This is a genomic window from Nonomuraea sp. NPDC026600, from assembly GCF_040638335.1.
Lineage (GTDB): Bacteria > Actinomycetota > Actinomycetes > Streptosporangiales > Streptosporangiaceae > Nonomuraea.
In genome coordinates this window covers 94,837-117,917 of the sequence record NZ_JBEZYD010000008.1, presented here as the reverse complement: position 1 = coordinate 117,917, position 23,081 = coordinate 94,837, and the positions used below count along the sequence as shown (strand labels likewise).

General features: G+C 70.7%; 15 protein-coding genes and 1 pseudogene. 9 read left to right on the top strand and 7 right to left on the bottom strand.

The genetic code is table 11. From position 1 onward, the window contains the following. Positions 1-33: 33 nt before the first annotated feature. Positions 34-1,374: a 6-phospho-beta-glucosidase gene (locus AB0F17_RS20745; protein WP_358025177.1), complete on the bottom strand. Its 1,341-nt coding sequence runs from the start codon at positions 1,372-1,374 to the stop codon at positions 34-36. A gap of 10 nt (positions 1,375-1,384) precedes the next feature. After that, a complete protein-coding gene (locus AB0F17_RS20740) occupies positions 1,385-2,143 on the bottom strand; it encodes a DeoR/GlpR family DNA-binding transcription regulator (RefSeq protein ID WP_358025175.1) in 759 nt (252 codons plus the stop codon). A 129-nt stretch (positions 2,144-2,272) separates the two neighbouring features. On the opposite strand from AB0F17_RS20740, the gene AB0F17_RS20735 reads away from it, so the two are divergent. From AB0F17_RS20735 to AB0F17_RS20715, 5 genes are read left to right on the top strand one after another with little or no spacing between them, the layout of a single operon-like run. Then, the gene (locus AB0F17_RS20735) at positions 2,273-3,520 is read left to right on the top strand and encodes a PfkB family carbohydrate kinase (RefSeq protein ID WP_358025173.1); all 1,248 of its coding nucleotides are present in this window, start codon (positions 2,273-2,275) and stop codon (positions 3,518-3,520) included. 4 nt (positions 3,521-3,524) lie between these two features. Further along, positions 3,525-4,895 (top strand): extracellular solute-binding protein, encoded by a 1,371-nt coding sequence (locus AB0F17_RS20730; protein ID WP_358025171.1) that lies wholly within the window; start codon positions 3,525-3,527, stop codon positions 4,893-4,895. 2 nt (positions 4,896-4,897) lie between these two features. Beyond that, entirely contained in the window at positions 4,898-5,776 is an 879-nt protein-coding gene (locus tag AB0F17_RS20725) for a sugar ABC transporter permease (protein WP_358025169.1), read from the top strand. Beyond that, positions 5,773-6,600 carry a carbohydrate ABC transporter permease gene (locus tag AB0F17_RS20720; protein ID WP_358025167.1) on the top strand — a complete coding sequence of 276 codons (828 nt, stop codon included), beginning with the start codon at positions 5,773-5,775 and terminating at the stop codon, positions 6,598-6,600. Before AB0F17_RS20725 ends, AB0F17_RS20720 begins: the two co-directional genes overlap by 4 nt. Before the next feature lie 25 nt (positions 6,601-6,625). Then, positions 6,626-9,280 carry a sugar-binding protein gene (locus AB0F17_RS20715; RefSeq protein ID WP_358025624.1) on the top strand — a complete coding sequence of 885 codons (2,655 nt, stop codon included), beginning with the start codon at positions 6,626-6,628 and terminating at the stop codon, positions 9,278-9,280. 65 nt (positions 9,281-9,345) lie between these two features. Here AB0F17_RS20715 and AB0F17_RS20710 read toward each other — a convergent pair whose 3' ends face one another. Further along, positions 9,346-10,026, bottom strand: coding sequence for a hypothetical protein (locus AB0F17_RS20710; RefSeq protein WP_358025165.1), 681 nt, complete (start codon positions 10,024-10,026; stop codon positions 9,346-9,348). A gap of 319 nt (positions 10,027-10,345) precedes the next feature. Here AB0F17_RS20710 and AB0F17_RS20705 point away from each other — a divergent pair, with 319 nt between their 5' ends. The 3 genes from AB0F17_RS20705 (at position 10,346) to AB0F17_RS20695 (ending at position 14,300) form a co-directional block, all read left to right on the top strand. After that, positions 10,346-12,028, top strand: a complete 1,683-nt coding sequence (locus AB0F17_RS20705; RefSeq protein WP_358025163.1) for a hypothetical protein — start codon at positions 10,346-10,348, stop codon at positions 12,026-12,028. An 18-nt stretch (positions 12,029-12,046) separates the two neighbouring features. Continuing rightward, a complete protein-coding gene (locus AB0F17_RS20700) occupies positions 12,047-12,379 on the top strand; it encodes a hypothetical protein (protein WP_358025161.1) in 333 nt (110 codons plus the stop codon). Between the two features lie 85 nt (positions 12,380-12,464). Then, positions 12,465-14,300 carry a M6 family metalloprotease domain-containing protein gene (locus AB0F17_RS20695; RefSeq protein WP_358025159.1) on the top strand — a complete coding sequence of 612 codons (1,836 nt, stop codon included), beginning with the start codon at positions 12,465-12,467 and terminating at the stop codon, positions 14,298-14,300. A 50-nt stretch (positions 14,301-14,350) separates the two neighbouring features. Here the strand turns inward: AB0F17_RS20695 and AB0F17_RS20690 are convergent, their stop codons facing one another. Both AB0F17_RS20690 and AB0F17_RS20685 read right to left on the bottom strand, forming a co-directional pair. After that, positions 14,351-15,463: a cellulase family glycosylhydrolase gene (locus tag AB0F17_RS20690; RefSeq protein WP_358025622.1), complete on the bottom strand. Its 1,113-nt coding sequence runs from the start codon at positions 15,461-15,463 to the stop codon at positions 14,351-14,353. Positions 15,464-15,622: 159 nt separating this feature from the next. Continuing rightward, positions 15,623-16,414 (bottom strand): annotated as a pseudogene (locus AB0F17_RS20685) (CBM35 domain-containing protein); the annotation flags it as partial. Positions 16,415-16,730: 316 nt separating this feature from the next. Between AB0F17_RS20685 and AB0F17_RS20680 the strand changes: the two are divergent. Continuing rightward, entirely contained in the window at positions 16,731-19,589 is a 2,859-nt protein-coding gene (locus AB0F17_RS20680) for a BTAD domain-containing putative transcriptional regulator (RefSeq protein ID WP_358025157.1), read from the top strand. A gap of 12 nt (positions 19,590-19,601) precedes the next feature. On the opposite strand, the gene AB0F17_RS20675 is transcribed toward AB0F17_RS20680, so the two are convergent. Then, a complete protein-coding gene (locus AB0F17_RS20675; RefSeq protein WP_358025155.1) occupies positions 19,602-21,209 on the bottom strand; it encodes an AbfB domain-containing protein in 1,608 nt (535 codons plus the stop codon). A gap of 69 nt (positions 21,210-21,278) precedes the next feature. Next, positions 21,279-23,012, bottom strand: coding sequence for a sigma-70 family RNA polymerase sigma factor (locus AB0F17_RS20670; protein ID WP_358025153.1), 1,734 nt, complete (start codon positions 23,010-23,012; stop codon positions 21,279-21,281). Positions 23,013-23,081: the final 69 nt, after the last annotated feature.

Sequence of the window (23,081 nt, the reverse complement as noted above, 5' to 3'; positions counted from 1 at the left end):
AGCCGTCGTGGGCGGGCCGGCGGTCAGGGAGCGCTACGCGTGAAAGACGGCGGCCAGCTCCGGGATGCGCGCCCGGTAGCCGTCGAGCAGCCTGCGGGCCGTGCCCACCGAGTCGACCAGCGGGTGCAGGGCGAACGCCTCGACGGCCAGGCGGGACGAGCCCGACATGGCGGCCTCGATGGCCGTCTGCTCGACCGCCTTGACCTGCTGCACGAGCCCGAGGAACCGGCCGGGAAGCGGGCGGGTGGCCAGCGGCCGGATCCCGGAGCCGTCCACCGCGCAGGGGATCTCGACGACCGCCTCCGCGGGCAGACCGGGCACCGCGCTGCCGTTGCGGACATTGAGGATCATGGTGGAGGGCTCACCGCGGCCGATGGCGGCCATGAGGGCGAGCGCGATGCCCTCGTAGCCGCCCGCCTCCAGGTCGGCGGCGTCGCGCTCGCCGGCGTCGGTGATCTCGCGGGTGTCGGCCATGTACGAGGCGTCGCGCTCGCTGCGTGCCCGGCCCCACTCGGCGAGGGCCTGCTCGGGCCGCTCGCGTACCGCCGCGTAGAACCGGTCCTGCTGCCCGAGCAGGGACTCGCCACGGGTCTGCCCGGAGATGGCGGCGACGGACTCGCGGGTGAAGTAGTAGTAGTACAGATACTCGTTGGGCAGCGCCCCCAGGGTCCGCACCCAGTCGCCGCCGAAGATCCGGGCCTCCTCGACCTGCCGCAGCGCCACGTCGTCGGCGAGCAGGTCGGGCAGCACGTCGCGGCCCTGGTAGGAGAGCCCGCGCAGCCAGCCGAGATGGTTCAGCCCCACGTAGTCGGGCGCCACGCGCGCCGGGTCGAGGCCGAGGGCGGCGGCGGCGCGGCGGATCAGCCCGATCGGCGAGTCGCAGATGCCGACCACCCGATCGCCGAGCACGCTCCGCATGGCCTCGGTGATCATGCCGGCCGGGTTGGTGAAGTTGATCACCCACGCCTGGGGCGCGACGGCGGCCACCCGCTCGGCCACCCGGACGGCGACCGGGATCGTGCGCAGGCCGTAGGCGATGCCGCCGGGCCCGGTCGTCTCCTGACCGAGCAGGCCCAGCTCCAGCGCGACCCGCTCATCGGCGGTGCGGCCCGCCAGGCCGCCGACGCGGATCGCCGAGAAGACGAAGGTGGCCTCGCGCAGCGCGGTGTCCAGGTCGGTGGTGGTCAGCACCTTGGGCGGGTCGTCGTGCCCGGCGGCGAGTTGCTGGAGCACGTGCTGAATGGCTGCCAGCCGGTCCGCCGACACGTCGTACAGCATCACCTCCTCCACGCGCGGCTTCGCGGTGTCGCGCAGCAGCGCGCCGTAGACCAGCGGGACCCGGAAGCCGCCGCCGCCGAGAACGGTCAGTCTCATCGCCACCCCTTCACACGACCTGCACCTCGGCACCCGCGGCGGCGCAGTTGCGCAGCGTCGTCGCGTCGGCGCCCTCGTTCGTGACGATCACATCGATGTCCTCGGGACCGCACACCCGCAGCGCGCCGGTGCCGGGGAACTTCTGCCGGTCGGCGAGTAACACCACCTGGCCCGCCGCCGCGATCATGGCCCGCTTCAGCGGCACCTCGGCGAGCGTGGTGTCGACGAGCTGGCCGTCCGGCCGGACGCCGCTCACGCCCAGGAACACGCGGTCGGCGCACACCTGGCGCAGCGCCTCCTCGGTCAGCACCCCGACCAGCGAGTGGTATGTCCGGCGGACCATGCCGCCGAGCAGCAGCAGCTCCACCGCCGGGTCGGCGCGGAGCACGTCGAGGACGGCGAGGCTGGAGGTGACCACGGTGATGCGGCGGCCGCGGAGCCGGCGGGCCAGGCGCATCGTCGTCGTTCCGATGTCGAGCAGGACCACGTCGCCGTCGCGGACGATCTGCGCGGCGCGGCCGGCCACGGCCTCCTTGTCCTGCTCGTCGACCCCCGCCACCTCGGCGAAGGGCCGGTTGGTGTCGGCGTCGACCTCGGCGAGGGCACCGCCGCGCACGCGCCTCAGCGTGCCATCGCGGTCGAGCACCTCGAGATCGCGGCGGATGGTCGACGGGCTCACGCCGAGCTGGCTGGCCAGATCGTGAACGCTGGTGGCGCCTGAGAGGCGGACCCGGCGCATGATCTCGGCATGCCTGAGGCGCTGAAGCACGGGGGCATCGTATCAGTCATATCAGCGCATGAGTGAGCATCATTGACCAAAAGCACGCGCAAAACACTTGAAGTGCGCGGCCAAACATGCAAGATTGCGCACATCTCGCTCTGTCGAGGAGGACTTCCCGTGTCTGCCCAGGCGTACGACCCTCTAACCGATCAGCGAACCCCGGAGGGGCCACAGTTCGACGTCTTCTTAGCGGGCACGGTCTTCCTCGACATCGTGTTCACCGGGCTGCCCGCGATGCCCGCCGCCGGGACCGAGATCTGGGCCGACGGCATGGGCTCTTGCCCGGGCGGCATCGCCAACCTGGCCATCGCGACCAGCCGGCTGGGCCTGCGCACCTCACTGGCCGCCGCGTTCGGGGACGACGACTACGCCGACTTCTGCTGGCGTACGCTCGAGGAGCAGGAATCGGTTGACCTGTCCAGGTCGCGGCGCTTCGCGCAGTGGCACTCGCCGGTGACGGTCTCCATGGCCGTTGACCGCGACCGCAGCATGGTGACCCACGGCCACGCCGCGCCCATGTCGGCCTCGGACATGATCGGCGCTCCGCCCCGGTCCAGAGCGGCGATCGTGACGCTGTCCGCCGAGGAGCCGCTCGGCCGGCCCGGCAAGTGCAACTGGGCCGAGAAGGCGCAGCGCGACGGCGCTCTCATCTTCGCCGACGTGGGCTGGGATCCGTCCGGCGCCTGGTCGCCCGACCTGCTGGAGCAGCTCTCGGTCTGCCACGCGTTCATGCCCAACGCGGTCGAGGCCATGGCGTACACCAGCACCGAGACCCCTCGTGACGCGCTGTACGCGATCGCCGACCGGGTTCCCCTCGCGGTGGTCACCGACGGGGCCAACGGCGCCATGGCCATCGACTCCATGACGGGTGAGGAGGCGTTCGTCCCGGCTCCGCGGGTGACGGCACTGGACCCGACCGGCGCGGGGGACGTCTTCGGCGCGGGACTCGTGCTCGGCACCCTGTGCGGCTGGCCGCTCAACGACCGGCTCGCGTTCGCCGGGGTCTGCTCGGCGCTGGCCGTGCAGCAGTTCGGCGGCTCGCTGGCCGCGCCCGGCTGGGGGGACATCGCCGACTGGTGGCACGAGGTGCGGGCGGCGGCCGGCCACAGCGGCGCCTACGGCGACTCGCTGGCCCGCCGGTACGCCTTCCTCGACAAGCTGGTGCCCACCGACCCGGTGGGCGCGGTACGCCGGGCGGCCGCCACCATCGCCCGCCACGCCGACGTGGGGATGGCTCCGCAGACGCCGGGTAAGCCACCGGCCAGGCCCGAAGGCGCCGCGGCAGATGCCGGGGCCGGGGCCGACGGCCCACCCGACGAGCCCGAGGACCCGAACACGCCTCGCGTGCCTGCTCAAAAGGAGTAACACCATGATCGCCTCGACGCCTCGCACGCGTGCCGTGCTCGCCGCCACCGTCGTGGCCCTCGCCGCGACGGCGTGCGCGCCCGGCTCCTCGGCTCCGCCGACGACGGCCTCGTCGGCAGCGCCCAGCGAGGTGCGCACCGACGCCGCGCACCTCGGCAACGTGACCCTCACCATCTGGGACCAGGAGGTACGCGGCGGGCAGGCCGCCCAGATGAAGCAGCTCAACGCCGCGTTCGAGGCGAAGTACCCCAACATCAAGCTCAAGCGGGTGTCGCGCTCCTTCGACGACCTCAACACCACCCTGCGCCTGGCGCTGAGCGGCAACGAACCGCCGGACGTGGTGGAGGCCAACAACGGCCGGTCCTCGATGGGCGCGTTCGTGAAGGCCGGCCAGCTCCGCCCGCTGAACGTCTACGCCGAGGCGTACGGCTGGAAGAAGCGCTATCCGGACTCGGTGCTGCGCTACTCCAGTTACAGCGCGGACGGCAAGCTGTTCGGCGAGGGCAACCTGTACGGCCTGCCCCAGGTCGGCGAGGTCGTCGGCATCTACTACAACGCCGCCAAGCTGACCGGCCTCGGCCTGCAACCGCCGAAGACCTGGGCGGAGTTCCAGGCCGCGCTGGCCAAGGCCAAGGGCGCCGGCGAGGTGCCGATGCAGCTCGGCAACCTCGACAAGTGGCCGGCCATCCACGTGTTCGGCACCGTGCAGGGCCGGAACGTCCCCGCCGCGCAGATCAGCACACTGGCCTTCGGCCGCAAGGGCGCCTCGTGGAACACGCCCGAGAACACCCAGGCCGCCCAGCAGCTCGTCGACTGGGTCGACAAGGGCTACTTCAACAAGGGCTTCAACGGGCAGGGCTATGACCCGGCGTGGCAGGCGTTCAGCAAGGGCCAGGGCGTCTTCATGATCGCCGGCACCTGGCTGATGGCCGACATGGAGAAGGTCCTGGGCAAGAACCTGGGCTTCATGCTGCCGCCCGGCGTCACGGCCGACGCGCCGCCCGTCGCGACCGGTGGCACGGGCCTGCCGTTCGCCATCACCGCCAAGAGCCCCAACCCCGACGCGGCGGCGGCGTACATCGACTTCATCACGAACGCCGACGCCATGAAGGTGCTCACCACCACCGGCAACCTGCCGGTCGCCGACACCGACCAGCAGAGCGTGAAGGCCGGCGCGCAGCAGGACGTCTTCAAGGCGTTCGGCACCGCGACCAAGAACGACGGCCTGGTGCCCTACCTCGACTACGCGACCCCGACCTTCGCCGACACGCTGGGCGCGGCGCTGCAGGACCTGCTGGCCGAGAAGGCGAGCCCGCAGGAGTTCCTGGCCACGCTGGAGAAGGACTACAAGACCTTCGCGGAGACGAACGGGTGAGCGTGGCCCGACCTCCCGGGGAGCCCAGACGGGTCGCCTACCTCTACTTACTGCCGGCGTTCGTCGTCTACGCGGCGTTCCTGCTCTATCCGATCGGCCGCGCGGTGCAGCTCTCGCTGTACGACTGGGACGGGCTGTCCGTCGGCCGGTGGGCGGGGCTGTCCAACTACGCGGCGATCGTCGCGGACGAGGGGCTGCGTGACGCCTTCGTCCACGCGCTGGTGCTCGTCGGGTTCTACGCGCTGGCGCCGCTGGCCATCGGGCTGATGCTGGCCGCGATACTCAACCACGCCAAGGTGCGAGGGCTCGGGTTCTTCCGGACGGTGGTGTTCCTGCCGCAGGTGGTCGCCATGGTCGTGGTGGCCGTCGCCTGGCGGCGCGTGTACGCCCCGGACGGCACGCTCAACGGCCTGCTCGACGCGCTCGGGCTCGACTCGCTCACCAGGGGCTGGCTGGGCGACTACACGTTCGCGCTGCCGGCCGTCGGCGTGGTCGGCACCTGGTTCGAGACCGGCCTGGTGACCGTGCTGCTGCTGGCCGGGATGAGCCGCATCCCGCCGGAGCTGTACGAGGCGGCGCGGCTCGACGGGGCGGGGGCGGTCAAGGAGTTCTTCGCGGTCACGCTGCCCTCGGTGCGCGGGGAGATCGCGGTCGCGCTGACGCTGACCGTCATCGCCGCGCTGCGGACGTTCGACCTGGTGTACATCACCACGCGCGGCGGTCCCGGCAACTCGACGTCGGTGCCGTCGTACGAGGTCTACCACCGGGCCTTCGGGCTCAGCCAGATCGGTTCGGCGGCGGCGATCGGGGTAACCCTGACGGTGATCATCTTCGCGATCTCGTTCGCGATCAACCGCTTCGCGGACAGGGGGGCCTCGTGATCTCGCGTGGGGAGCGGCTGGCCAACTACGTCATCCTGTCGGCGTTCGCCGCGTTCGCGCTCTTCCCGATCCTGTCGATCCTGTTCGCCGCGCTCGGCCCCGACGACAGCACCGACGCCACCGGGCAGGGGCTCAGCGTGGCGGGGCTGCATTTGGGCAACTTCGCGGCGGCGTGGGAGATCGGGCATTTCGGCACCTACCTGCGCACCAGCCTGGCGGTGTCGGCGTTCGTCGTGGTGGTCAGCGTGGTGCTGTCGATCATGAGCGGGTACGCGTTCGGCACCATGCGCTTCCGCGGCCAGTCGGTGCTGTTCTACCTGTTCATGCTCGGGATCATGATGCCGAGCGAGGCCATCGCGGTGCCGCTCTACTTCGACCTGCGCTCCCTCGGCCTGATCGACACGTTCTGGTCGGTCGCGCTGCCGCAGGTCGCGCTGTCGGTGGCGTTCGGCACGTTCTGGATGCGGGCCTACTTCCGGGCCAGCAGCCGGGCGATCGTCGAGGCCGCCCGCATCGACGGCGCCTCGACCTGGCGCATCCTGTGGCAGGTGCTGGTGCCCCCGGCCCGGCCCGCCGTGGTCACCCTGACCGTCCTGGTCTTCATGTGGACGTGGAACGAGTTCCTCATCCCACTGATCATGGTGACCAGCGAGTCGCTGCGGACCGCGCCGCTGGGTCTGGCCTTCTTCCAGGGCCAGTACACCTCCGGCTTCACCCTGCTCGCCGCCGGATCGGTCATCGTCGCGACCCCGGTGGTGATCTTCTACCTGTTCCTCCAGCGTCACTTCGTCCGCGGGCTGCTCCAGGGAGCCGTCCGCGAATAACCCTCCGGAGGTTCCCTTGAAGATAGTGGCGCTGGTCGCCGCGGCTCTGCTCGCCTTTTCGCCGGCCACCCCGGCGCTGGCCGAGCAGGCCCCCGCTCCCCCCGTCGACCTCGACGCGCTGTTCGTCGGCGCCCATCCCGACGACGAGGCGTTCAGCCTGTCCACGCTCGGCCAGTGGAACGAGGACCACGACGTCCGCACCGGCGTCGTCACCGTCACCCGGGGCGAGGGCGGCGGCAACGCCGTCGGGCCGGAGGAAGGCCCGGCGCTCGGCCTGCTGCGGGAGGCCGAGGAGCGTACCGCGGTCGGCAAGGCCGGGGTGCGGGAGGTGTTCAACCTCGACGACGTCGACTTCTACTACACGGTCAGCGCCCCGCTGACCGACCAGATCTGGGGGGCGGACACCCTGGAGAAGGTCGTGCGGATCGTCCGCCAGACCCGCCCCGAGGTCCTGCTCACCATGGACCCGGCCCCCTCCCCCGGCAACCACGGCAACCACCAGCAGGCCGCGCGCCTGGCCGTCGAGGCGTTCTACGCGGCGGCCGACCCGAAGGCGTTCCCCGAGCAGATCACCCGTGAGGGGCTGCGGCCCTTCGCGCCCGCCCGCCTGTTCCTCGGCGGGGGCCGTGGCACCTCCCAGGTCGGCCCCACCTGCGCCGCGACGTTCCGCCCCGCGAACGCGGCGCAGAACGTGTACGGCGTGTGGAGCGGACGCGCCTCCCAGAGCCAGGGCAAGACGTGGGCCGCCATCGAGCGCGAGGCCCAGCGCTCGTACGCCTCCCAGGGCTGGGCCGTCTTCCCCGACGTGCCGTCCGACCCGGCCCAGCTCGGCTGCGACTTCTTCACCCAGGTGGACTCGCGGGTGCCCTTCCCCGAGCCGGGCACCGCGGCGGCGGCCGCGCCCACGGCGATCCTCGACGGCGCGCTGACCCGCCCGACCGGTACCGTCCCGCTCGGCACCCTGCTCGACCTGCGTCCCAGTACGTTCGACGTCCGCCCGGGTACGGCGTTCACCGTCAAGGTCACCGCGACCGCCCCGTCCCGCGAATCGCTGGGCCGCTCGGCCGTGGCGCTGAAGGCCCCCGAGGGCTGGCAGGTCAGCGGCTCCGGCGAGCTCGGCAGGATCGCCCAGGGGCGTACGGGATCCGCGACGTTCACGGTGACACCACCTCAGGGCGCCAGTGGCCGGGCTCGCCTCGCAGCCACGCTGACCACCGAACACGGACGCGGCTACACCGACCGGCAGGTCGAGATCAGCCCCGCCGTACGAGGGGGGCAGCAGTCGCTCCCCCAGGTCGCCCAGTACGAGAAGTGGACCGCCGAACTCGGTGTGCCGCAGCTCCGCGGCCTGGTCACGCCGGTGCTCACCCTCCCGTCCGGCGGCTCTCGTCCGGTGGGCGTCGTGGTCACCAACGTGAGCGGCACCACCCAGTCCGGCACCGTACGCCTGGACCTGCCCGCCGGCTTCACCGCCGACCGCGCCGAGGCGCCCTACAGCGGCCTGGCGGCCGGGGCTTCGACGACGGTGACGTTCACCGTCACCAACTCAGACCCCTCGCTGAAGACCTCGAACCAGGGCGGCGACTACGCCTACACCATCACCACTACCAGCGCGGACGGCTCCAGCGTGAGCAAGCCCGCGCTCGAACTGGTCCCGGCGGCGACCATCCCGCAGGCCGCGGCGGCGCCCGCGATCGACGGTGTGGAGGGCGACGGCGAGTACTCCGGCCCCGCCCTGGACATCTCCCGTCTGTGGGAGGGCACCGCGTGCTCGTCGGCGGCGGACTGCTCCGGCACGGCCAAGGTCACCTGGCGGGACGACACGCTGTTCCTGGTGGTCCACGTGAAGGACGACGTGGTCGGCACCCGCCTGCCCGCCTCCGACTGCAAGCGGCACTGGCGTACGGACTCGGTGGAGGTGACCCTCGACCCGCGCGGCACGTCGGAGAACACCTCCACCACGTTCAAGGCCGCGGTGCTGCCGGTGACGGCCGAGGGGCCGCCCTGCGCGCTGCGTGACGCCGACAACCACCAGGGTCCCGCCACCGGTGTGCGGGTGGCGTCGAAGGTCTCCGCCGGCGGGTATGACGTCGAGCTGGCCATCCCGATGGAGACCCTGCCGGGCGCGGTCGATCCCGCGCACCTCGGGCTCGACATCCTGGTGTACGACTCCGACACCCAGGACAAGACCGGCCAGACCCGGATCGGCTGGTCGACATGGGGTGGCGTACAGGGTGACCCGTACCGGTGGGGCGTCGCGACGCTGCCGGGCTACCAGCCTCCGGCGGGACGGCCGACCACCCCGCCCGACCCGGTGATCCCCGACAACGCGCTGTCCAGCCTGGACTCGCCGCAGTCGCTGGAGCAGGCGGTCCGTGTCCACCTCCCGCTGGCCGGCGGTCCCGCGGCGAAGGAGTCCGAGAGCGGCTGGGTGACCTCCGCGGCCAGCGGCCAGAACGCGGTGAAGGTGACGTTGCGTGCCAACGCCGCCGGCAAGGCGCACCTGTTCGTCCGCGACGACCAGGGCACGGCCGGCAACCGCGTCGTCACCGTCTCCGGCCGGGGCACCACGACGGTGACCGTCCCCCTGACCCGTGCCGCGGGCGCCCACCCGACGGTGGTCGCCGGATGGCAGGCGACCGGCGGAGGCACGCTGGCCACCCAGGCCCGCGTGCGCTGACGAACGCACCGCGTCTCGATGGAGGTGGCGGCCATAGCCGGCCGTCACCTCCTGGGGTCGCGTCCTCAGATGTCGTCGGCCTTCCAGCGGGTCAGGTCGTAGGTCTCCGCGAGGGGGCGCCACGCCTCGACGAATCGGGCTTTCGCCGCCTGCGCGGTCCCGGATCTGTCCAGGCCGCGCTGGTAGTCGGGATCCTGCGCGATGGCCGCGGTGCAGCCCTTGCCCAGGTGGCGCCGGGCCCAGGAGAGGAAGGCGGCGTCGGCCTCGTATGAGGCGTCGAGCGCTTCGACGAGTGCCTCCTTGAGGGCGGGCCCTCCCGGCAGTGCGGTCACGTCGAGTGCTCGGGCCAGGCTGAGCTGGTCGCGGCGGTTCGTGGTGATGCTCTGGATGGTGTCCCTGCCGTCCGACTCGCACTTGCTCGCGCGGGCGATCGCCTCGGAGAGGCTGGAACGGGCCGAGTGGCTGTTGGTCAGCAGATCATCGAGCTTCGCGGCCTGCCGGGCGGCCTCGCCGGTGGACGGGTCCTCCTCCGGCACCGGCGTCAGCTCTTCGACCTCGGCGAGGATGGGGGTCTCGTCCTGCCGTACCTGAGCGTCTCCGTCGGCGAAGGGCCACGGGCGACCGGCGAGGATCCACCAGGCCAGAGCGAGACCCGACAGGGCCAGGCCGACGAAGATCAGCGGCGTCCGGCGGCGCGGCCCGAGGGAGCCCCAGTCGTCATGGCCCGCCGGCGGCCGCGGCTCCACGAGCGCCGCTCCGCATCTCGGGCATCGGGTGAGGTTTCCGGCGTCGGCCCCACATCGCCCACACAGCTGACCGGACCCCGATTCATCCACCAATGCACCTCTCCCGGAATAATCCGAAAAAATAGGACAAATGATTAATTCGCGTTATTCTCCGGCCGCCGGAATCCCGAAAGAGACTATTTGATAACGAGGCGTTCCACAGACATTCGCCCACTATAGGCTCGCCCCCTCGCACGAATAACGGGAGGCGGCCACGATGCTCGACAGCCCCGGAGCGGATTCCCTGCATGCGCGAACCCGGAATATGAATTCTTCTCGCATGAGTAATGTGACGCGTTACCTCTGTGCCGCCGCCTACCTGGACAGCGGTTTCCGGGACAAAGTGCTGGCCGAGCTGCTGTTCGACCAGTTCCGGGCGGTCCCTCCCTCGTACGGGGGGTTCGACCTCATGCCGGTGATCTACCACTGCCGGCGCTCTCGTACGATGCTCGTGGTCCGCGACGCCCTGATTACCGGATTTTTCGCCATCGGTTGTTTCATGGCGCCTTTGAGCACTTTCGGATGGTTGTGGACCCTTGTCCCCTTCGCCCTTCTCACGGTGGACGGGATCCGGCGCGGGCCGCTGCTCGTGCGGGCACTGATCTGGTTCTGGGCCTGCTATTCGGCCTTCTCGCTGATCCTTCTGGCGATCCTCACCGCGCTCATCCCGGCGGCGGCGTACCTGTTCGCATCAGGACTGCCCCTTTCCGGCCTGTACGGAAGCGGGAGCACCGGCTCTCTCCTGCAGCAGTTCCTCGTTCCGGTCGTCACGCTCGGCATCGCGCTGGTGTACCGGATCGCGATCTACCTGACGCTCGTCGGCGGCCTCAAGCCGGGCGCGCCCGACCCGATCATCGGGACCACGCACCCCAGGCTGGCCCGCCGCCTCGACTACATCCGCAGAGCCCAGTGGGGCAACGTCACCATGTACGCGAACGAGGACGCCTTCATGGGCGCCGGCCGGATCCAGCGGAGCTGGTCCATCGCCGTCGAACTCGACCGCGTACGCGAGAACCACAAGCCGTCGCGGCGGGCGGACCCCGTCGACATCGACCCGGTAGAGCTGCACGCCTTCGTCCGCAACCGCCTCATCGAGATGCGCGACCGCGTACTCCGGCCCAACGAGGGCATCCAGCGGCTCGACATCGGAGACCACGTGGTGACGCGCGGGATCTTCACGGTGGCCGACGGGCAGCGCGACCGGGCGGCCGGGGCGCACCCGATGATCGACCGGAACGGCCTGCCCCGATTCCAGGCCACCCCCGAGGAGATCGCGGCGATCGCCCGCCATCCGCAGGGCGGCGTCCGTTACTACCAGCGCGTGACGATCAACAACGCCGGCCAGGAGATCCGCGACCTCGACGGCAACCTGGTCGCGCCCGCCGAGGACCAGGAGGCGCTGACCTCCGCGTTCATCTACCTGGCCGTCGAAGGCCGGATGCTCTACACGCAGTTCGTGGTCACCGTGCTCCCTCCGGCCCACGACCACTATCACGTGGTCGACAGCCTCCCCACCATGACCAGCGGGCGGATCACCTGGGAAGCGCTCAAGGTGCTGAAGCTCCAGTTGCTGCGTGACGTGCTGGCCGCTCCCGTACGGGTCGTCCGCACGGCCGTGGAGTCCGTACGCCAGAGCGCGATGACGCCGAACCCGCGCGACCACATCGTCTATCCGTACGGCGCCCGCGTCAGCGTCCGCGAACTGGGCGCGAGCGAGAGCCTCCAGACCCACATCCAGGTGCTCGACGTCGCGAAGTACATCAAGATGATCGAGCAGCGGCTCACCGAGGCGGTCCTCGACTTCCTGGAGGAACGGAAGGTGGAGACCGGCGCCTACCGGCTGCAGGCGGCCGGCGTGACCATGAACACGGTGTCGGTCGGCGCCGGCGGCACGGTGAACGGCCCGATCGCCTTCGGGGAGCACGCGTCGGCGACGGTCAACGGCTTCCGGCCCGGCACCTGACAAGCAGGGAGATCCCCCATGGGCACCGAATACGGCGTGCACATCACCGGCGGCCAGGTCAACGGCCCCATCGCGATGGGCGCACACGCCCGCGCCACGGTGAACAACCTCGGCTCCCCGGCGACGGAGCAGCTCCTGGACCAGTTGGACAGGCTGCTCGGCGAGCACGGGACGACCGTGGCCGAGCCGGCGAAGGCACGCAGGGACGCGGCCGACATCCGGCGGGAGCTGGCGGAGCCCGAGCCGGACAAGTCCCGCATCCTCGACGCCCTGAAACGCCTCTCGCTGAGGGCGGCCGAGGTCACGGCCATCGTCGAGGTCATCGGCAAGATCCGCGACCTCTGGACGTAGCTGCTTTGAGTACGGGGCTACTCAAGCCAGGAACCCCTTTTCCCGGTCACCATCAAGGACATCTAACTCAGAACGGGAGGCCTCGATGAGCGCCATTTTCGGAGAGACCCTGAGTTTCGCGCAGGCGGACGGCGACGAGGTGCGGCTCGTCGTCTTCGGGGACGAGCACTACGCCCGCTACGAGACCGTCGACGGCTACACGGCCGTCTACGACACCTCGGCCGGCGTCTATTGCTACGCGAACGTCGAGGACGGGCGGTTCCGGTCCACCGGGATCCGGGTCGACTCCAACGACGCGCCCGACGGGGTGCCCCGGCACCTGCGCGAGCGGGGCACGGTCATGGCGGCGGCGCGGGACATCGCGATGACGCAGGGACCGGCGGGCGGGCTGCTGGAGGGCCGCCGGCTCAGCGTGGGGGCGGTACGCGGGCTCACCATCCTCGTGGACTTCCCCGACCAGCCGACCACGGTCACCAAAGCGCAGGTGGACGCGCTGCTGAACGCGCCCGGCTACCGGGAGAACGGCAACGCGTGCTCGGTCAACGAGTACTTCGCGACCATGTCGAACGGGCTCCTGCAGTACACCAACGACGTCGTCGGCCCGTTCCGGATGACCCGCGACATCACGGTGTACGCCGACCCGCGCAACCACGACCTGCTCGTCCCCGAAGCGCTCCAGGCGGCCGTGGACTCGGGCATCGACCTCAGCCGCTACGACTCGCTCGGCCAGAGCATCGTCGACGCGGTGATCATCATGTACGCCGGGAAGACCCAGTACATCCGCGACAGCATCCTGTGGCCGCACAACAGCGTCCACGAGCAGGTCTTCGGCGAGATGCGCACCCATTTCTACATGGTGACGAGCATGGGGGAAGGGCCGGAGCAGCTCACCATCGGCACGTTCTGCCACGAATCCGGGCACATGCTGTGCCGCTTCCCCGACCTGTACGACTACGGCCGCCGCGACGGCGACGACTTCACCAGCGCGGGCCTGGGCCGCTACTGCCTGATGAGCTCCGGCAACCATCTGAACGGCGGCAAGACCCCCGCCGCGGTCAACGCCTACCTGCGCGAGCTGGCCGGCTGGTGTCCGGACAAGATCGACCTCAACGCGGGCGGCGCCTTCGAGGCCAGGCACGCGGACTACGCCAAAGTGCTCCGCTACTCCACACCGCAGCCGGAGGAGTACTTCCTGGTGGAGAACCGGTCCAAGCTCGGCCTGGACCTGCACCTGCCGGCGAGCGGACTGGCCGTGTACCACTGCGACACCCGGGGCTCCAACGAGTTGCAGGACGGCACCCCGCTGCGTCACTTCCAGATCGGGCTGCTCCAGGCCGACGGCCACCTCGACCTGGAGAACAACCTCAACGCGGGCGACAGCCGCGACCTGTACAGCGCGGTCGACGGCACGGCCCTGTCACACTCCACGGTCCCCGCGAGCCTGCTGTGGAGCGGCGCGGAGTCGGGGCTGACAATCTCGGCGATCGGCGACCCCGGCCCGGCCATCCGCTTCAAGGCCGGGCCGGTGGGGATCAACGGCGCGACCGTCAGCGGGATCTCCAAGCCGGGCCTGCGCATCCCCGACAGCGACCCGCACGGCGTCGCCGACACGATCACGGTCGAGGCCGAGGGCACCGTGCGCACTCTGAAAGTCCTCATCGACCTCGACCACACCCACCCCGAGGACCTGCGGCTCGTCCTGCACTCCCCGACCGGGCGGCGGGTCGTCCTGTCGCACCGGGCGGAACTGGACACCTCGAAGCTGCTGGAGTACAAGACCGAACCACCGTCCGTGGTCACGCCCCTCGTGGGGCAGCCCGCGGGAGGCGGCTGGACCCTGCGGGTCAGCGACCTCTCTCCCTCGCACGCCACGGCCGGCATCCTCAGCGCGTGGCGGCTGGACATCGTCACCGGGACCTGAGACAGGCATGAGGTCTGGTACGGCGAGCCGTACCAGACCTCGAAAGCCGGTCAGAAGTCGTCGGCGGTGCGGACTCTGTCGCGGACCCAGACGCCGGCCGCCTTGAGGCGGGACGTGCCGGTGAAGGGGCCGTTCGGGCAGGTGCCTTCGGTGAAGACGGCGCCGGAGCGCTCGTCGTCGGAGTAGTTCCAGTTCGTCCAGCTGATCTTCTTCTGGGCCATCAGGTCGAGGTACTGCTGCGACCTGGTGAAGTTGTTCGACCCGTCACCGGAGGAGGTCTGGGTGCCGAACTCGGTGACGAACATCGGGATCTTGTCGGCGGCCCTCGACAGCGTGTTGAGGTACTCGGTGCCGTGGGAGGCCGCGTAGAAGTGGAACGTGTACATGATGTTGGTCGCGTTGACCGGGTTGTTGACGACCTCGGTCTCGCTCGCGCCGTCGGAGACGCCGAGGGAGGACCACGCGCGGGTGCCGACCAGGATCGGGGTCTCGGGGTCGTACTGCCTGATGACCGGGATTAGCTGGTGGGCGTAGTTCCTGATGGTGGACCAGGAGACGCCGCTGGGCTCGTTGGCGATCTCGTACAGCAGGTTGTTCTTGCCGTTGTGCCGCTGGGCGATCTCGGTGAAGAACGTCTTGGCCCTGGCCAGGTTGTAGGTGGGGTCGCCGGGGGTGAGCATGTGCCAGTCGACGATCGCGTACATTCCTCTGGCGGTGGCCTGCTCGATCAGGTTGTGCACCCGGTCGGTGAACAGCCGGGGGTTGGTCTCGTAGCCGTCCTCCTGGATGTACATGGAGATGCGGAGCACGTCGGCCTTCCAGTCGTCGGCCAGCGCGTTCAGTGACGCGGTGTTGAGGCACTGGTAGTACCACTGCAGGCCGTGCGTGCTCATGCCGCGGAGCTGGATCTCCTTGCCGTGCTCGTTGCAGAGCCGGACGCCGCAGACGTGCAGTTGGCCGTTGGCCGCGACGGGGGTGCCGGTGCCGGCCGGCTGGGTGGTGGCCGTGACGGTGGCGCTGCGGTCCGACTCGTTGTCCGACGGGTCGCGGGCGGTGACCGTGTAGGTGTGCGTGCTGCTGGCCGCCAGGCCGGTGATCTGGGCGGTGGCGCCCGTCACGGTGGCCACGACGGTGTCGCCCTCGCGTACCCGGTAGTCCTTGATGGTGCCGCTGTTGTCCGTGGCGGCGTCCCAGGCCAGGGCGATGGAGCCGGACGTGGTGCCCGTGGCGCGCGGGTTGCCCGGCACGGACGGCTTCTCGGTGTCAGGTGGTCCGATGACTGAGGCGCTCAGCCTGTCGAGGTTGGGTCCGCCGTTCGCCGTGGCAGAGGTGGCGCGGACGGTGTTGGCGCCCGCGTTAAGCGCCGCCGGGACCGTGACCTCCTGCCAGGTCGTCCAGGCTCCGGTGCCCGGGAAGTCGCGGTTCACGGTCGTTCCGTTGACCGCGATGGCCATCGGGCGGTTGACGGTGGTGCCGTTGGCGAAGCGGACGGCGAGCGTGGCGTTGCCCGCCGTGGCCGCGTTCACGGTGAACTCGACGTACGAGCCGACGACGTTGTCGAGGTTGACGAAGCCCGTGCCGGTGAACCCGGCGTGGTTCGACTCGACCACGCCCTGCGAGATCGTGGCGTCCTCCGCCTGGTAGTCGTTCGACGGCGCGGCGACGTCGGCCTCGATGTAGTCGAGGTTGGGCCCGCCGTTGGCGGTCGTCGCCGTGGCCCGGACCGTGTTGGCGCCCGCGTTGACCGGCGCGGTGATCGTGACGTCCTGCCAGGTCGTCCAGGCGCCGGTGCCCGGGAAGTCGCGGTTGACCGTGGTGCCATTGACCGCGATGGCCATCGGGCGGTTGACGGTGGTGCCGTTGGCGAAGCGCAGCGTGATCGAGGCGGTGCCCGCGCTCGCGGCGTTGATCGTGGTCTCGACGTAGCTGCCGGTCAGATTGTCGTAGTTGACGAATCCGGTGCCGCTGTATCCGGCGTGGTTGGACTCGACCACACCCTGGGAGATCGTGGCGCTCTCGGCCTCATACCTGGTGGGGGCGGCCTGGGCGGGAGCGGCGGGTAAGAAGGCGACGACGATCGCGGCCAGTGCGACGAGCCGTAGGGATCGGTGCATCGGGGGGTGCTCCTACTCGTTTATTAGGAAAGTTAACTAACGAGTATGTTCGAGCATAGATAGGATGTCTGCCCGCGAGCAAGACCCAAATCTGACCGGCCTGGTCAATAGGCGATGCCGTCCGATGACACGCGCCCTGGCCGGTGTCATGGGTGACCGAATTAAGGATGGCCATGAAGCTGCCCTCCGGGCGGGATGTATTTCCATACCCGCGGAAACGGTCCTCCTTTGTTGCAGGGTGGAGAGTGCGAACGGGGTGATCGCGTCATTGGGGATGGCGCGTCATGCCGCCGGGAGATCGCGGAGAGGTCCACGGATGGAAACGGGTACGGGGATCCGGTTCAGTGTGCTGGGACCATTGGAGCTGACACGGGCCGGCCGGCCGGTGCGGCTCTCCGCGGCCAAGCAGCGCATCGCGCTGGCGACGTTGCTGATGAACGCCAACCACCACGTATCGCTGGACAAGCTCATCGAGTACATGTGGAGCGACAAGGCGCCCAAGCAGGCGCGCGGAGCGCTGCACACCCACATGACCAGGCTGCGCCGGGTGCTGGAGGACGGCGCCGACGGCCGGGCGCTGATCGAGACCGTGGGGGCGGGCTACGTGCTGCGGGCCGGCGCCGACATTCTCGACATGGAGCGGTTCCGCGAGCTCGCCGTACAGGCGGCGCGGGCGGCCGACGCGGGCGACCGGCCCGGAGAGTCCGGCCTGCTGCGCGAGGCGCTCGGGCTGTGGCGGGGCTCGGCGCTGGTCGACGTCCTGTCCGAATCGCTGCACCGCGACGAGGTGTCCAGGCTGGGGCAGGAGCGGATGCGGCTGCTGGAGCGCTGGTTCGATCTCGGGCTGCGCACGGGCCGCCACGAGGAGATCATCGCGGACCTCAAGGCCGCCACGGCCGAGCACCCGCTGCGCGAGCGGCTGTGGGAGCAGCTCATGCTGGCCCTGCATCTCGCCGAACGCCGGGCCGAAGCGCTCGAGGTCTACCGCCACGTCGCCGACCTGCTGCGCCACGAGCTCGGTATCGACCCCGGCCACGAGCTGCGCCGTCTCCACCAGGCCGTGCTGAACGGCGAGCCCACGCGGGCGACGACGGAGCCGCCCGCGCCCGAGGTTCCTCCCCCGCCGTCGGTGCCGCGCCAGTTGCCGTCCGACATCGCCCGGTTCACCGGCCGCTGCACGGACCTGGCGAAGTTGTCCGACCTGCTTCCGGAAGAGGGACAGAACCGGCCCATCGTCATCGCGGCGATCGGTGGCACCGGCGGCGTGGGCAAGACCGCGCTGGCCGTGCACTGGGCCCACCGGGTGCGGGACCGGTTCCCCGACGGGCAGCTCCATATCGACCTGCGCGGGTTCGGGCCCGGCGAGCCGATGGCGCCCGCCACCGCCCTGGAGATGATGCTGCGGTCCCTGCACGTACCCGCCGACCAGATCCCCGCGGAGGTCGAGGCCCGCTCGGCGCTGCTGCGCAGCACGCTGGCCGGGCGGCGCGTGCTGGTGCTGCTGGACAACGCCCGGGACACCGCCCAGGTGCGACCGCTGCTTCCCGGCTCGGACTGTCTGGTGCTGGTGACCAGCCGTACCCGCCTGGCCGGGCTGGCCGTACACGATGACGCGCGGCATGTGTTCCTGCGCAGGCTGCGCGAGGCGGAGTCGCACACGCTCCTGGGCAAGATCCTCGGTGCCGGGCGCGTGTCCGCCGAGGCCGAGGCCGCGGCCGAGCTGGCCCGGCTGTGCGCCCACCTCCCGCTGGCGCTGGCGATCAGCGCCGAGCACGTCACCCGGCGGCCCGGCGCGCAGCTGGCGGACCTGGTCGCCCAGTTGCGGGACGAGCGGTCCCGGCTCGACCTGCTCGGGGTGGACGAGGATCCGCAGCTGAGCCTGCGGGCCGTCTTCTCGTGGTCGTACCAGGCGCTCGACCCGCGGGCGGCGCGGGCGTTCCGGCTGCTCGGCCTGCACCGCGGGCTCGCGTTCGGGGTGGGCGCCGCCGCCGCGCTGATCGGGGTGCCGCCCGCCGAGGCTCAGCGGCTGCTCGAGATCCTGACCGATCGGTGCCTGCTGGAGACCGGCGGCCGCGACCGGTATCGCATGCACGACCTGATGCGGGTCTACGCCGGCGAACGGGTCGAGGCCGAGGAGTCCGACGCCGACCGGCTGGCCGCGGCCCAGCGCCTGCTGTCCTGGTACCTGCACACCGTCGACCGGGCCGATCAGGTGCTCAACCCGCAGCATCAGCAACTCCCGCTGCCCTCGCTCGCACCGTCGTGCGAGCCGTACACCTTCTCCGGCCACGAGGACGCGCTGCTCTGGCTCGAGACCGAGCACGCCAATCTCATGGCCGCCGTACGGCAGGCGTTCACGCTCGGCCAGTACACCGTGGCCTGGCGGCTGCCGTGCGCGCTGTGGAGCTTCTTCAACCTGCGCAAGCACTGGGACTCGTGGGTGTCCAGCCACGAGATAGCGCTGGAGGCCGCGCTGCTGCTGGGCGACGGGCACGCCGAGGCCCCGGTCCGCACCAGCCTGGCGCTGGCCTATTGGGACCGGCGGCAGTTCAAGAACGCGCTCCCGCACGCCGAGAGCGCGCTGGCGCTCCAGCGCGAGCTCGGCGACCGCTGGGGCGAGGGCAACGCGCTGAACACCCTCGGCCTGGTGCATCGCGACCTGGACGCTCCGGAGCAGGCCGTCGCGTGCCACCGGCAGGCGCTGGCCATCTTCACCGACCTCGGCTACCCCTGGGGGCAGGGCATCGCCTCGGCCGGCATCGGCCGGGCCCTGCTCGCTCTCCACCAGCCGCGGACGGCTCTCCAACACCATCTATCGGCACTCGCCGCCTTCCGCGCGATCGGCAACCTCTGGGGCGAGGGCATCGCGCTGACCGACATGTGCATCACGTACGCCGCGCTGGGCGACCACGAGGAGACGATCCGCTGGTGCAACCGCTCGCTCGACCGCTGCCGTGAGATCGGCGACCGCAACACCGAGGCCCGCACCCTGCACATCCTCGGCCAGGCGCTGGCGGCGACCGGCTGCCCGGTGTCGGCGATCGAGACCTGGCAGCAGGCCCTGACCATCTTCGACCACCTGGCCGACAGCCAGGCGGCGCAGGTACGCGCCGGCATCGCCGAACTGGAGGCGGGCCTCATACTCGGCGCGGACACCGCCCCCTCAGCCTGTTGACCGCCGCCCAGGTCAGGTGGCCGGGCGGAAGGAGCTGTCGGCGCGGAACAGGGTCGTGTCCTCCGCCTTGTCCAGGCGCAGGACGTTGTCACGATGACGGATGAACCGTCCCGGGTAGTTGGCCGACTCCAGCCGTACCGACCCGTCCGCCGTGCCCTGGCGGGCGTGGAAGGTCGCGTCCCGCTTGAACAGCGCGGTGCCGTCGTTGGCGTCGAACCGGACCAGGAAGTCCTTGTGCCGCAGGTAGCGGCCCTCGGAGTCGACGAAGGAGTAGCCCTTGGCGTCGGACAGGCCGGGCACGATCCGCAGGGTGAGCGCGGTCGCCCCGATGCGGCCCGCGGCTTGGATGTACGTCTTCGGGTAGTTGACCGACTCGAAGGTCCGCGAAACGCCCGTCGGTAGCAGCCCGCCCCCGCCTGCGGCCGTGGCCCGGGTGAAGGTCAGCGTGCCGAAGCCGAGGTGGTCGTACTTGGCGCCGCCGTAGTCGCCGCCTCCCCCTTCGGGGGCGAGCCGCTTGCTGTACGCCTCGAGGTAGGGAACCGCCAGCCCGCGACGGACCCCGTAGTGGTTGTGGAGCACCGCCCAGATCGGGTCGTTCGCGCCGCGCCCCGCCGCGGCGACCTCGGTCTGCTCGCGGGGTGCGCAGTTCTGCCCGGTCCCCCACTTGTACGTGGTGAACGGCACGGTCTCGCCAAGGTTGTACTTGGCGACGTACTGGGCGCCCTTCATGAACCGGTTGTCGGCGTAGCCGTACAGGTCGATGCCCTGGTTCCAGGCCATCTCGCACAGCACGCCCATCAGCCCGATGCCAAGACTGGCGTGGCCCTGGTCGCGGCCGCTCTCCTGCCACTGGCCGAGGCCGCCGGGGTGCAGGAACGGCACCGCGTTCATGATGGCGCCGTTGCCCTTGCCCTGCTTGAAGTACACCACGGCCTGGTCGACCTTGGCCTGGTCGTCGCAGAGGATGCCGATGGCCAGGATGGAGGCCATGGCGCACAGGTCCCAGTTGGCCCAGTAGTTGGTGATGCAGGCGTCGTTGTGCCCCTTCAGGAACTGGTCGTTGAGCGGGTAGAAGACCGTGAGCATCATCTTCTTGAAGCGGTCGAGGTCGAATCCGGGGTAGCCGCGCATGATCTCGCCGACGTTGGCCAGTTGCCAGCCCTGGATTCCGGCCGCGAGGAAGCGGTCGGCGTTGCCCGTCACCGCCTTCAGCGCGGCCGACCAGGCGTTGAGGATGTCGCGGGCGGCGTCGCCGTGGGCCTTCTCGCCGCTGACCTTCCAGCGCAGCGCGTTCTGGTAGGCGGCGGCCACATCGATGGCGAGCTGCACATGGTTCGCGCCCGTACCGCCTCTGACGACCGTCTCGAGCGGGCGCGGCTTCCAGGTGCTCTTGGAGCGGCCGTTGGCCACCAGCTTGTCCCAGCCCGCCTTCCACGGCTGGGCTCCGGCGTTCACCTGGGCCCGCATCCGGTCGAAGTCCGCCTGCGTGTGCAGCAGACCGGGGTGCTTGAGCGCCGCGGCCGAGGAGGCGGCGGCGGGCAGCGCGGGCAGTACGGCGGCGCCCGCGCCCACGGTCACGGCCGCCTTCAGCAGGCTCCGGCGGGAGGGCTGCGTGGTCATGGAGGTCCTTTCTCAGGGGTCACTCTTGTCACAGGAGACGCACGCGGCCGCCGGAGATAACAGAAATCCTCAGACCCGGCTGCGCTGGGGCACCTTGGCGGGGTCGGCGGGCCGCGCTCTGGTGACGTACTGCGGGACGGGGGCGCGGTCGTCGCCGGTGTCGCGGGTCAGGCCGTAGCGGACGATCCCCTTGGCGGGGTCGACGCCGGTGGAGATGTCCTTCCAGACCTCGTCCCAGGTCCTGGGCGCCACGCTGAGGTCGAGGTCCGTGCCGCTCTCGTTGTTGTGGATGGTGACCCGGCCGTCCAGGTAGTAGAACTCGTTCTGCCACATCTGCTGCTGACCGCGGGGCAGCCGGACGAAGCCGACCTCCGGAGCGCCCATCCAGGTGACGCCCGGCGCCTGTTCGTCGTCCATCCGCCGCCCGCCGCCGGAGGCGACGTGGAACAGCTTGCCCTTCAGCCCGGTCCAGGTGGCGGGCCGGAAGTCGCCGATCCGGCTGCGGTAGAGGATGCCCCACCGGACTTCGAGGTAGCCCTTGCCGGTGATGGTGATGTAGTCGCCCCGGTGCGTCATCTGCGGGGCGCCGCCGTACCTGGAGTAGCCGTGCTTCCCGCCGATGGCCAGCGTGCCCGCGGCGCGCCGGGGCAGCGGGGCGGGGCGCCGGTTCCTGGGTGGCGCCTGGTCCGCCGTGTCGATGGTGCGGCCGTACAGGCTGACCGGACGGCGCTTCGTCGGTGTCGGTGTCGGTGTCGGCGTCGGCTTCGGTTTCGGCGACGGGCGGGTCGGGCGCGGGGAGGACGCGGGCGCGGAGGTGGCGATCAACGGCGCGGCCCGCGTGGGAGGTGGCTCGGGCCGCAGGTTCTGGACGACCACCGCGCCACCGGCGATCAGCGCGGTGCTGACGGCGGCGATCGCGATGGGCTTGACGGCCAGCGAGGAACCCGCCGCACCGGCCGCCACCTTGCCCTTGGCGATCAGGCCGCCCTTCAGCGCCGGTACGGCGGCCGTCCGCGCCAGCTCCAGCAGCCCCGCCGCGACACCCGCCGGAATGGCCACCAGGCCCAGGCCCGCCAGCAGCCGGTCGGCCGGGATCAGGTCCGAGAGCTGATCCGTGCAGGTCTGGCACTCCCGTACGTGCCGCGACAGCCGCTTGCGCCAGAGGGGCGACGGCGTACCGTTCCAGCCGTCGGCCACGTACGCCAGGCCGGCGCAGCGGGACTGGGCCGAGAGCGCGCGCACCACCGCGCGGGCCGACTCCAGCCGCTGCTTGACCCGCTGCACGCGGACGGCGGCGTGTTTCTCGTTCAGGTCCAGCCCGGCGGCCAGCTCCGGCCGGGTGAGCTCGTCCGCGACCTCCAGCCACCACAGCGCGAGCACCTCGCGGTCGTCGTCGTCGAGCCAGCGACCGGCCTCCGCGGTCTCCTTGCGCTGCCCGGACAGGCCGAGCCGGGTCACGGTGAGACCCGCGAAGTCGGCACCGGCGTCGGCCATGCCCAGCGCCTCGTCGAGGGCGGCGGGAGTGGTGGCGGTCGCCCGCCGCCAGTCCCGCACCTGGTTCATGGTGATGGCGACCAGCCAGGATCGGAAGCTCCTGGGGTCGCGCAGCCCGGACACCCCGGTCACGACCCTGGCCATCGTCTCCTGCACGACGTCGTCCACGTCCGGGTGACCGTTCATGGCCCGCCCGGCGATGTTGTACACGAGCTGCAGATGGCTCCTGACCAGCTCGTCGACCGCTCCGTGATCGCCCGCCCCGGCCGCCAGCACCGTTTCGACCTCGTACGTCGACCGCGCGTACATCCATCACCCCGATCCGGAGCCTCCGATGCTCCGACCAGGAGACGGGAACATCACCACTGAAATAACACA